10 protein-coding genes are annotated in these 10,927 nt (G+C 68.3%); 2 read left to right on the top strand and 8 right to left on the bottom strand.

The window, feature by feature from the left end:
* Positions 1–155 precede the first annotated feature (155 nt).
* A complete protein-coding gene (locus ACHAAJ_RS13830; RefSeq protein WP_435728770.1) occupies positions 156–1,046 on the bottom strand; it encodes a DUF6707 family protein in 891 nt (296 codons plus the stop codon).
* A 7-nt stretch (positions 1,047–1,053) separates the two neighbouring features.
* Positions 1,054–1,593, bottom strand: coding sequence for an NUDIX hydrolase family protein (locus ACHAAJ_RS13825; protein WP_435728769.1), 540 nt, complete (start codon positions 1,591–1,593; stop codon positions 1,054–1,056).
* A 259-nt stretch (positions 1,594–1,852) separates the two neighbouring features.
* Here ACHAAJ_RS13825 and ACHAAJ_RS13820 point away from each other — a divergent pair, with 259 nt between their 5' ends.
* Positions 1,853–3,331 carry an MDR family MFS transporter gene (locus ACHAAJ_RS13820; protein WP_435728768.1) on the top strand — a complete coding sequence of 493 codons (1,479 nt, stop codon included), beginning with the start codon at positions 1,853–1,855 and terminating at the stop codon, positions 3,329–3,331.
* Between the two features lie 156 nt (positions 3,332–3,487).
* Here ACHAAJ_RS13820 and ACHAAJ_RS13815 read toward each other — a convergent pair whose 3' ends face one another.
* The 6 genes from ACHAAJ_RS13815 to ACHAAJ_RS13790 form a co-directional block, all read right to left on the bottom strand.
* Entirely contained in the window at positions 3,488–4,603 is a 1,116-nt protein-coding gene (locus tag ACHAAJ_RS13815) for an NADH:flavin oxidoreductase/NADH oxidase (protein WP_435728767.1), read from the bottom strand.
* A 71-nt stretch (positions 4,604–4,674) separates the two neighbouring features.
* The gene (locus ACHAAJ_RS13810; RefSeq protein ID WP_435728766.1) at positions 4,675–5,358 is read right to left on the bottom strand and encodes a VOC family protein; all 684 of its coding nucleotides are present in this window, start codon (positions 5,356–5,358) and stop codon (positions 4,675–4,677) included.
* Positions 5,359–5,367: 9 nt separating this feature from the next.
* Positions 5,368–6,147 (bottom strand): glutamine amidotransferase, encoded by a 780-nt coding sequence (locus ACHAAJ_RS13805; protein ID WP_435728765.1) that lies wholly within the window; start codon positions 6,145–6,147, stop codon positions 5,368–5,370.
* Positions 6,147–7,253 carry an ABC transporter ATP-binding protein gene (locus ACHAAJ_RS13800; protein WP_435728764.1) on the bottom strand — a complete coding sequence of 369 codons (1,107 nt, stop codon included), beginning with the start codon at positions 7,251–7,253 and terminating at the stop codon, positions 6,147–6,149. Before ACHAAJ_RS13800 ends, ACHAAJ_RS13805 begins: the two co-directional genes overlap by 1 nt.
* Positions 7,250–8,785: an ABC transporter permease gene (locus tag ACHAAJ_RS13795; RefSeq protein ID WP_435728763.1), complete on the bottom strand. Its 1,536-nt coding sequence runs from the start codon at positions 8,783–8,785 to the stop codon at positions 7,250–7,252. Before ACHAAJ_RS13795 ends, ACHAAJ_RS13800 begins: the two co-directional genes overlap by 4 nt.
* Positions 8,786–8,865: 80 nt before the next feature.
* A complete protein-coding gene (locus ACHAAJ_RS13790; protein ID WP_435728762.1) occupies positions 8,866–9,924 on the bottom strand; it encodes an iron ABC transporter substrate-binding protein in 1,059 nt (352 codons plus the stop codon).
* Between the two features lie 219 nt (positions 9,925–10,143).
* Between ACHAAJ_RS13790 and ACHAAJ_RS13785 the strand changes: the two genes are divergently transcribed.
* Entirely contained in the window at positions 10,144–10,923 is a 780-nt protein-coding gene (locus tag ACHAAJ_RS13785; protein WP_435728761.1) for an SDR family NAD(P)-dependent oxidoreductase, read from the top strand.
* The last annotated feature ends 4 nt before the right edge of the window (positions 10,924–10,927 follow it).

The raw sequence follows: 10,927 nt of genomic DNA, 5'->3' as shown, positions 1-10,927 counted from the left end.
GTGCAGAAAAGCCTCCGACCGAGACGAACCTCCGACTAAGGCGGCCCAAGCGCCGGAGCGCCGGAGCGCGGAGCCTCGTTTACGGGTCAGCCACGAGGCGCCGACAAGCGGCTTGATCCAGCAGAAACCACTCTCAACCGCGCACGCCTATTCGGCTACGAACTCGACTGGTCCCCGGCGCCGCGGTCCGCATCGCCCGAGCGCAGGACGTCCAGTTCGTGACGGATCATCCGCCCGAGCTCGTCCGCGTCGAGCGTGCGCGAGCCTCCGTGCGCACGGAGGTGGAAGAGTGCGTCCAGTCGTTGCGTGCGCCACTCGTGTTCCGCCGCGGTGTCGGTGGCCGCCGCCGCACGGTGGATCTCGCGGTCGAAGAGGTTCGGCGAATCCATCTGGCGCTGGCGCACCTCGGCGGTCAGTTTGGACTTCAGCGGGTCTTCCTCGAAGTGGTCCGTGGCACGCAGCGCCTCGGCGTAGTTCCGCGCGGAGGCCGCATCGCCGTCGTCCTCCGCGAGGAAAGCCGCCATGGCGAGGGCGCCCTGGATGCTCTTCCAGCGGCCGAAGTTGCCGTCGAACGGCAGTTCGGTGAGGATGCCCAGTGCGCGCCAGGCGTTCGTGCGGTCGTCGAGCTCGACCAGCAGGAGGTGGGCCAAATCGCGGACGTCTTCAAGCTGCGCGCCGGCCTTGGCGTTGAATCCGCGGCTCAACCGCGCAACCGGCGCCAGCACGCGCTGGTCCCACGGATACTCACGGGCAATTGAGATGAGCACCGATTCGGGCGAACCCTCCTCGACAGGAATCACTGTGAGCTCGTCCAACGTCGCCTCTGGCGGGGGCTCCGTGGTGTGGACGCGCAGCGTCGACCCGCAGGCGATGGTGACGGTCTGTCCGCTCTCCAACGTTGCCTCGATGTAGGCGGGCGTCCCGAAGCTGTCCTGGACGGTGCGCAATCCGGTGACGGGGAGGCTCGGTGCGCCCGTGCGCGTGATGAAACGGTTGCCGGGCGCGACCTTCTCGGCGCGTACGGACCTAATGTGAGTCTGCTCCACGACGCTCCTACCGGCACCAGCCGACGTGGGCCAGCGCCTGCCGGATCAGGTTGCCGCGTCCGCCCTGGAACTCGTCCTGCACGTCGGGGCTCATTGCGTCCTCGGGACTCAGCCAGGTGAGCTCGAGGGCATCCTGGCGGGGGCTGCACTCGCCGCGCACAGGGATGATGTAGGCGAGGGAGACCGCGTGCTGCCGGTCGTCGGTGAGGCCGGTCTCCGAGGGGGAGGGGAAGTACTCGGCGATCGTGAACGGCACGGGGCTGGCGGGCAACTGTGGCATGGCCATCGGACCGAGGTCCTTCTCCATGTGCCGGACCAACGCCGCGCGGATGGTCTCGCGGTACAGCACCCGTCCGGAGACAAGCGTCCGGGTGAACTGGCCCTCTGCGTCCGCCGTGTACAGCAGGCCGATCTCGTTGACGTAGCCCAGCGGGTCCAGGCGCACCGGGATCGCCTCCACATACAGGATGGGAAGGCGCTGCCGGGCCTCGTAGAGGTCCTCGTCGGAGAGCCAGCCGGGGTATGGATCGGGGGTGCGCACGTTCATACGTCATGTTTATCCCATCACGGCGGTCAGGGCACGCCCCCATCCCGCCCGCGGACGGATTGCCCCGCAAGCGAACACCGCGGAATACCGCGGACGCCCAGGGGGTTACGCTAGATTGCCGCGGAACGACGGCGGCCGGCCCGCCGCCGGCCCCGCCCCGGTCCCGCAGTGGGCAATCGCTCGGGCCGCCGCTTCCCAGCCTCAGCCCCGCCCTTTCGAACCCGCCCACCGGCGGGTCCCTTTCCGGACAGGAACATCCGTGCAGAACACGAGCAGCCCCACCCCAGCGGCCGCGCTTGCCGACCCGAGGAGACTGACGGCCTCGTCCCGCACCACGATCGGCGTGCTGCTGGTCGCCTCCTTCGTGGTCATCCTCAACGAGACCATCATGAACGTGGCACTGCCGCGGCTGATGGTCGCCTTCGACGTCTCGGCGGACACCGTGCAGTGGCTCGCCACGGCCTTTATGCTCACGATGGCCGTGGTCATCCCGACCACCGGGTATCTGCTGCAGCGGTTCTCCGTCCGCAGGGTCTTCGTCCTCGCCATGGGGCTATTTTCCGCCGGAACGCTGCTCGCGGGTTTGGCCCCCGGGTTCGAGGTATTGCTCGGAGCCCGCGTGGTCCAGGCCAGCGGCACGGCGATCATGCTGCCGCTGCTGATGACCACCATCCTGAACCTGGTGCCGCCGTCCCGACGCGGCGCCATGATGGGCAACGTCAGCATTGTTATTTCCGTGGCCCCGGCCGTGGGACCGACGATTTCCGGCCTGATCCTGCAGTTCCTCGAGTGGCGCTTCATGTTCCTGCTGGTGCTCCCGATCGCCGTCGCCGCGCTCCTGATCGGCGCACCCCGGCTCGATCCCAAGGCCGACGCCGGCGACATGCCCTTCTCCATCCCTTCCGTCCTGCTGTCCATTCCCGGTTTCGGCGGCCTCGTGTACGGCCTGAGCCGGATCGGCGGAGGACACGACGGCGCCGCGGCACAGGGGCCCGACGCCGGTGCCATCGTCGCGCTGGTCGTGGCCCTGCTGTGCCTGGCCGCCTTCACGCTGCTGCAGTTGCGTTTGCAGCGCAGCGACCGGGCCGTCCTGGACCTCCGGCCCTTCACCTACCGTCCGTTCACCGTGGCGCTGTTGCTGATGGTGCTGGCCATGGTGGCGCTGTTCGGCGTCATCATCCTGCTTCCGATCTACCTGCAGAACGTGCGCGGGTTGGATACCTTGGGCACGGGGCTGCTGCTGCTGCCGGGGGGACTCCTGATGGGTCTGCTGGCCCCGTTCGTCGGCCGGATGTACGACCGCGTGGGCCCGCGCCCGCTGATGATCCCCGGATCGGTTCTGCTCGCCCTGGTGCTCTTCGCATACTCGCGGCTGACGCCTGAAACGCCGATCTGGATGTTGGTGACGATGCACCTGCTGATGTCGCTGGCCTTCGCGTTCCTGTTCACCCCGGCGTTCACCACGGGCCTGAACCCGCTGCCGCACCACCTGCATTCGCACGGCTCCGCGGTGCTCAGCACGCTGCAGCAGCTTGGCGGTGCCGCCGGTACGGCCCTGCTGGTGGGCATCATGGCGTCGTCGACCGCACTCTCTGCCGCCACGGGTGCGGGCCCGATCGCGGCGCAGGTGGACGGGTTCCGCGCCGGGTTCCTGACGGCGGCGATCGTCAGTCTCGGCGTCGTTTTCCTGGCCACCCTCCTTGGCAAGTCCACGGTGGAGGACCCGTCCGGCGAGTAGCCGCGCCGCTCCACCGCGCTCCACGTTTCGACGAAGGTAGGCGACCCCCGTCCCCGTTTCGACGAAGGTAGATGTCCGTTTCCGAACGAAAACGAGCATCTACCTTCGTCGAAAGGAGAGGGGTGGGCATCTACCTCCGTCGAAACGGCACCGGTCTTACCAGGCTGCGCGCCAGTACTGGGCCGGACGGGGGTTGTCGTCCCGCCCGAGTCCGAGTTCCTTCGCGGCCATGGCGGGCCAATGCGGCTGGACCAGTGCGGCGCGTCCGATGCTGACGCCGTCGGCGTGGCCGCCGGCCAGCACGTCCTCCGCGTGGTCCGAGTCCTCGATGAGGCCGACGGCCGTGACGAACGAATCGGTCCCCTCCAGTGCCTCCCGGACGGCGGCGGCCAGCGGAACCTGGTAGCCGGGGCCGGACGGACCGTGGAACGCGCCGATCCCGCCGCTGGAGAGGTCGAACACGGTGACGCCGAGCTCGCGCGCCTCGCGCACGAAGCGGACGGTGTCCGCGATGCGCCAGCCTCCCTCTACCCAGTCTTCACCGGAGAGCCGGATCGCCAGCGCCTTGTGGGCGGGCCACACCTCGCGGACGGCCGCGATGACCTCGCGGGCGTAGCGGGTCCGGTTCTCGAAGCCGCCGCCGTACTCGTCGGTCCGGGTGTTGGTCAGCGGCGAGAGGAACTGGTGGATGAGGTAGCCGTGCGCGCCGTGGATCTGGACGACGTCGAAGCCGGCAGCGTCCGCGCGCTCGGCCGCCTGGGCCCAGGCACGCACCGAGTCGGCGATGTCCGAGGTGGTCATCGCGCGCGGGGACGCCAGTTCGTGGATGTCGGTAGGCGACGGCGCGAGGGTCTCCCAACCGCCGTCATCCGCGGGGATGGAACCGCGGGCGCCGGCCGCGGCTGCCTCGGGCAGCCAAGGGTAGGTCGAGGCCTTGCCGCCGGCGTGGGCCAGCTGGATGCCCGCTGCCGCGCCTTGGGAATGGATGAAGTCGACGATGGGGGTCCAGGCGTCGCGCTGGGCGTCGTTCCACAGGCCGGTGTCCTGGTCCGAGATGCGCCCTTCGGGGACCACCGCGGTGGCCTCGGTGTAGACGATGCCGAAGCCGCCGGCGGCGCGTGCACCGAGGTGCATCAGGTGCCACGCGTGCGGGACACCGTCCTTGTCGGTCACAGAGTATTGGCACATGGGGGCCAGCGCGGTCCGGTTGCGCAGGCTCAGGCCGGAGCCGTCGGGGGTGGTCAGGGTCGCGGGTTCGAAAAGTAGTGGCACGTCCTTTGCAACCGGCGGAGTTAGACACGTATTCCCACGATGGGTTGTGTCTACTCGCTACTGGCTCTGGGTTACTCGACGGCGGGTCGCCCCATGATCCGGAGATCCGGTCCGCCGTCCGGGCAGGCGGTGTGGACTGTGAGCCCGGTTGGCCCCTCGAGGACCCTGGCCGGTACCCCCGCGTCGGCGAGCCGGTCCAGGAGACGGAACGCGTCGCCGTCGTACTCGAAGGAGAGCTCCAGCCCAATCACGGAACCTGCGCGGACACCTACTCGGCCGCCGTTTTTCGCGGCCAGTCGCACCATGTCTCCGATAGGCGCCAACTCCTTGGCCCCAAGGTCCCGGAGGGTTTTGACCGCGCCGGCGGCGTCGGGCGTGATCCAGAGGGGCATGACGTGTAGGGAGGGACCAGCTGGCTCCAGTCGCGGCTTTTCGGCGGTGGCCAGGATTTCTAGACCGTCCGGGCCGGCGATCACGGCGGTCCGATCGCGGGTGGACTCGCTGATGACGACGCCGGTGCCGGCCTCGCGCGTGCGGCTCGCGAACTCGTCGAGGTCGCCGACCTCGAACGCGAGGCGCGTCGTTCCGGCGGCCGGATCGGCGGCTCTCCTGCGTTGCAGCGCCACGCGCCCGTGGGCGGAATCGAACTCGGCCCAGTGGCCTAGATCAAGGGCCTTGACGAGCCCCAGACCCTCCAGCAGCCGGGTCCAGGCGTCGAGACGTTCGGTGGTCCGGATGGGGCGCAGTCGCAGCATGGTTCGATGCTAGGCCCCGCCGTAGCGGGCGACGAAGTTACGGAGGAGCAGGCCGGGCCAGCGGACGTCGGATCGGTAGGCCAATTCGGTGAGCGAGTCCGCTTCCGACGACGGAAAGTATCCCGCGTCACGGTAAATGTCTATGCGGGTGGCCAAGCCTCGGGCGTCCAATTCGGGGTGGAACTGCGTGGCGTACAGGTTTTCGCGGAACTTGAACATTTGCACCGGGCATGCGGGGGACCCGGCGAGCAGCACCGCGTGCTCCGGGAGCGACGCGACGGCTTCCTTGTGCCCGACGAACGCCGTAAAGGTCTCGGGCACACCGGCCGTGAGTGGGTCGCGGCGACCGGCCGCGGTCAGTGTCACTTCGGTGGTGCCCACCGGCTCGCCGTGGGTGCGGTCAAGGACTGCGCCCTGGTGCGTGCCTAGGGTGCCGACGCCGTAGCAGGCACCAAGGAACGGGAAGTCTAGTTCGACGACGACGTCGAGCAGGCGCCCCAGTTCCGCCTCGACCCGTAGCTGCACGGGCGACTTCCTGTCTCGCGGATCGGACGTGTTGAAGGGGCTGCCGCCGACCATGATGCCCGCGTAGTCCTCCAGCGCCGCGGCCCGCTGAGACGCGTCATCCGAACCGAGGCCGTCCGGGAGCGAACCCTTCTCCAGACGCACCACCTTCAGCCGTCCCGCATCCAGCCCGGACAGCTCCAAAAACCCGCGCAGCTCGTCCGCGGCGGCGGAATCGTCCTCACGGGTAGAAATCAGCAGAAACGGATTCTGCCCCACAGGCATCACGCGGCCCCGACCGCGGGTGGCGGAAAGGCCACGCCCTCGCCGACCACCCGTAGGAAGACCTGTGCGCCGGGCCGTGCGACGCCGGCATTCCAGTGCCTGATGCTGATGGTCTGGGCTGTTCCGGTGTGGTCGGGACGGTCGTCCAGACGGATGGTGACGGTGACATCCGGACCGAAATAGTCGGTTTCGATGATGGTGCCGTGGATTTCTCCGCTGCCAGCGATGCGGATCTGTTCCGGCCGCAACAGCAGTTTCATCGCGCCCTGGCCCGGGGGCAGCCGCACCGGGATGTGGCCCAACGCGCAACTCGCCAGCGATCCACGAACATCGGCGTCGAGGATCACCGCGTCGCCGAGGAACCGGGCCGTCTCAAGATCTGACGGCCGTGTGTAGACCACGAAGGGCGCTCCCACCTGTGCCAGCTTTCCGTCGCGCAGAATCGCCACTTGGTCGGCGAAGGACAACGCCTCCGACTGGTCGTGAGTGACCAATATCGTGGTGACACCGGCGGCGGCGAGTGTCTGTGCGACGGCCTTCCGCGTGGCGACGCGCAGGCCCGCGTCGAGGGCGGAGAAAGGTTCGTCGAGGAGCATCAGTTCGGGTTCGCGCGCCAACGCCCGAGCCAGCGCCACGCGCTGCTGCTGACCGCCGGAGAGCTGGTCCGGGCGGCGCCGGGCGTGTTCGGCTGTCAGCGAGACCATCTCCAGTAGTTCGACGACGCGGTCCTTGGCACGCCTACCCCGAAACCGTGCCCGGTTCAACCCAAAGGCGATGTTCGCTGCGACGTCCAGATGCGGAAAGAGCGCACCGTCTTGGGCGACCAAGCCGATGTTGCGCTGGTGTGGTGGGACCATATGTGCCCCTTCGGCGACCACGCGGTCATTGAGTCGCACCGATCCCTCGTCGGGAACCTCGAAGCCCGCGATGATCCGCAACAGGGTGGTCTTCCCGGACCCCGAAGGTCCGACGATCGCCGTCGTGGTGCCGCGCAGAACGCCCAGCGAAATATCATCCAGCGCGCGCGTGTTCGGGAAATGCTTGGAGACACCTGTGATGGCGAGGTGTTCGTGGCCGGTGTCGAGGGGGAGGGAAGTAGGGTTCATTTCTTCTCCTTGAAGACGCGCGCCACCAGAATCCACGTGGGAGCGATAGCGAGCAGGACGAGCAACGCGGCGTAGGGTGCGGCGGCGGCGTAGGCGTTGACGGACGTGTGTGTCCACAAGCGCGTCGCCAGCGTCTCCATGCCGGTGGGGCGCAACAATAGCGTGGCGGGAAGCTCTTTGATGGCGGTCAGCAGCACCAATAGCGCGCCGGAGGCGATCCCTGGCAACGCGAGCGGTAGCGTCACGCGGAAGAACACCGTCACCGGATTCCTACCGAGGGACACGGCGGCCTCCTCCGTGTGCGCCGACGTGAGCACGGCGGCACCGACGATGGGGCCGAGCGCCAGCGGCAGGAACAGCGTGCAGTAGGCCAAAGTCAGCAGCCATTGGGTCTGGTACAGAGAGTACAGAGTGTTCACACCGAGGAAGACGACGGCGAGGCCCACCACGATTCCCGGAATCGTGTGCGCCACGTATACCACCCGCTCCAGGTGACGCGCCCAACGCGCGCCGGACTTGGCGATCGCCAGGCCGAGCGGAATGGCCAGCGCCGTCGTGAGCAGGGCGCCGCCGCCCGCGGCCGACAGTGAACCGCCGAAGGCCTGGGCAACCTCCTGTAGGGACCCTGGGCGCGAAACGCCGCGGATGCTCCAGACCAACATCGCTCCCAGTGGGCCGCCCACGGCGACGACCACCAGCAGCCATGCCCCGGCGGCCCACACGAGTCCCGCCCCACCGAGGGCCAGCAGCGGATGGGGGCGGCGGGCTCCGGAACCGATGCGGGCGTAGCGTGTGCCGGTGCGCCGGAACCGTCCCTCAACCACCAGAACCAAGATGGTGATTAGCAGCAAAACAGAGGACAGTGACACGGCGCCCAAGCGGTCGAAGCCCATGTTGAATGAGGTAAAGATCGCGCGGGTGTAGGTGTCGACCCGCAGGATAGAGACGCTGCCGAAATCCGCGAGCACATACAGCGCGCAAAGTAACCCGCCGGCCGCCATGGCAGGCATCACCAGCCGCAGCGTGACGCGGAAGAACGTGCGGGCCGGGGACAGACCCAGCGAACGGCCGGCCTCCTCCTGAGAGGTGTCCACGGACAGGAGCGACGCGCTCACCGGAAGATACACGTAGGGGTAAGTGACCAGCGTGAGCACGAACGCGGCCGCCCAGAAGCCCTCGAAAGTCGACGTCGGATCGATCAGGTCCGCCAGCGACGACCACCCAAAGGCAGCGACGTAGCTGGGTACGGCCAGCGGCAGGGCGGCGGCCACCGCCAGCGCCCGGCGGCCGGGCACGTTCGTTCGCGTCGCCAGCACCGCGAGGCCTACCCCTATGGCTAGGCAGAGGATGGTCACTACGGCGACGAGCCCGAGCGACGTTGCCGTGAGGCGGCCAACGCGTTCGGTCAGCAGTTCCGCGAACAGCGCGTCGAGCCCGTACTCGCCGGTCCGGATAACCAAGTAGACGACGGGGATCAGTGCGACGGCGGCGGCCAGTAGGGCGCCGACGGTCAACACCGGGTGACGCGCCATCCAACCCCGGCCCCAAGTACGCCGAAGGGCGGCCACACCCTGCGGGTGCGGCCGCCCTGTCACCTCGGCTGGTGGAGAGATCAGGCGAGCCCGGCTTCCGTGATCATCTTGATCGTCGTCTCGAGGTCGTCGAGGTTGTTCAGGTCAACGTCAGGAACGTCGAGTTCAGTCAGTGCCGGCAGGCCCTTCGGGCCGGCGACGTCCTCGAGCATCGGGTATTCGCTGGTCTCCTCGGCGAAGTACTGCTGGCCCTCCGGGGAGAGGAAGTACTCCAACAGCTGCGACGCCTCGTCGTCGGCCGCGTGTTTGATCAATCCGATGCCGGAGATGTTCACTAGGGCGCCGACGTCGCCACCGGTGAACATGTGGTTGGCTGCCTTGAGTTCCTCGGCGTCAACGCCCTGTTCCTTGGCCAACTCGTACAGGTAGTAGTGGTTGACGAGGCCGAACGGGATCTTCCCGGCGTTGACATCGGCGACGATGGGGTTGTTTCCGTCACGGATAGCCGGATCGTTCCCGGCCAGGTCCGCCAAGTACTTCTCGGCGGCTTCGTCGCCCTTCATTTCGCGCAGCGCGGTCACGAACGACTGGAAGGAAGCATTCGACGGCGCGACCCCCACCTTCCCGGCGTACTCGGTGGAGTTGAGTTCCTCGACGGTGGCGGGGAGATCCGCTTCCTCCACCATGTCCTTGTTGTAGACGAGGACGCGGGCGCGCGCGGTGACGCCGGTCCACTCGCCGTCGTCGTCACGGAACTCCGCCGGGACGCTCTCCAGTAGCGATTCGGGCAGTGGCTCGAAAAGTCCGGCCTCGGCCACGGCGCCCAGCGCGCCGGCGTCCTGCGCCAAGAAGATGTCGGCCGGGGACTTGTCACCCTCCTCCAGCAGCTGGGCGGCCATAGCGGCCGTGTTTCCGTAACGCACGTCGACGGCGATTCCGGTCTCTTCGACGAACCGGTCGATGATCGGCTGCACCAGTCCCTCGTTGCGACCGCTGTAGAGCGTGATGCGGTCTTCGGTGGACCCCGCGGCGCCGTCCGCCGAGCTGGAACCGGACGGGTCGGTCGAACCTCCGCAGGCGGTCAGGCCAAGGAGCGCGGCCGCGGCAACTGCCGCAACGACGGGACGCTTCAGGTACATGCGAGGAGCCTTTCTTGGGTTTGCCGTGTCAGCTCGAGACGGCAGTATCAACAAATACACGACCAGCGCCTATTACACCATCTGCGTGTACCCAAATTGCGTATGTGACGGTAAGGACTCCCTGTTCTGGGTGTGGTGGCCACCGCGGGGATCATCACTTACGCTGGGTTCGGTTAATGACCATTAACCGATGACCGTATGCCCACACAGGAGGCCACAATGAGGATCGCCGAGTCAGTCGCGCTCGTGACGGGAGGGGCGTCCGGCCTGGGGGCCGCCACGGCCAAGGCACTGTACGACGCCGGTGCGTACGTCGTGCTCGTCGACCTCCCCTCCTCCGACGGCGCCGCCGCGGCCGAACGCCTGGGCGCCCGGGCGAGGTTCGCCGCGGCCGACGTGACCAGCGAAAGCGAGGTCCGCGCCGCCGTCGAACTGGCTTCCTCGCTGGGCCCGCTGCGCGTGGCCGTCAACTGCGCCGGCGTCGCCACCCCGGGCAAGGTCCTGGGCCGCGACGGCGTCCTGCCGCTGGAGGCGTTCGAGCGCGTCGTGCGGATCAACCTCGTGGGGACGTTCAACGTGCTGCGGTTGGCGGCGGAGGCGATCGCCGCGACGGAGCCGGTGGTGGATCCGGCGACCGGTACCGGGGAGCGCGGCGTGGTGGTCAACACGGCCTCCGTCGCCGCGTTCGACGGCCAGGTCGGCCAGCCCGCCTACGCCGCGTCCAAGGGGGCGGTGGCCGCGATGACGCTGCCGATCGCCCGGGAACTGGCCGGCAAGCTCATCCGCGTCGTGACGATCGCGCCCGGCATCTTCGAAACCCCGATGCTGGCGGGACTGCCGGCCCAGGCGCAGGAGTCGCTGGGCAAGCAGGTGCCGCACCCGGCCCGGCTCGGGAAGCCAGCCGAGTACGCGGCGCTGGTGGGCCACATCGTGGAGAACCAGATGCTCAACGGCGAAACCATCCGGCTGGACGGCGCCATCCGCATGGCGCCGAGGTGACCGC

This window comes from Arthrobacter arnarulunnguaqae, assembly GCF_051262515.1.
GTDB lineage: Bacteria > Actinomycetota > Actinomycetes > Actinomycetales > Micrococcaceae > Arthrobacter_N.
This window is presented reverse-complemented; position numbering and strand designations above follow the sequence as displayed.

Coding starts and splice junctions, on each gene's coding strand:
- ACHAAJ_RS13805 (WP_435728765.1), bottom strand. CDS start 6,147: ATGCCTGTGGGGCAGAATCCGTTTCTGCTGATTTCTACCCGTGAGGAC.
- ACHAAJ_RS13790 (WP_435728762.1), bottom strand. CDS start 9,924: ATGTACCTGAAGCGTCCCGTCGTTGCGGCAGTTGCCGCGGCCGCGCTC.
- ACHAAJ_RS13800 (WP_435728764.1), bottom strand. CDS start 7,253: ATGAACCCTACTTCCCTCCCCCTCGACACCGGCCACGAACACCTCGCC.
- ACHAAJ_RS13785 (WP_435728761.1), top strand. CDS start 10,144: ATGAGGATCGCCGAGTCAGTCGCGCTCGTGACGGGAGGGGCGTCCGGC.
- ACHAAJ_RS13810 (WP_435728766.1), bottom strand. CDS start 5,358: ATGCTGCGACTGCGCCCCATCCGGACCACCGAACGTCTCGACGCCTGG.
- ACHAAJ_RS13795 (WP_435728763.1), bottom strand. CDS start 8,785: ATGGCGCGTCACCCGGTGTTGACCGTCGGCGCCCTACTGGCCGCCGCC.
- ACHAAJ_RS13825 (WP_435728769.1), bottom strand. CDS start 1,593: ATGAACGTGCGCACCCCCGATCCATACCCCGGCTGGCTCTCCGACGAG.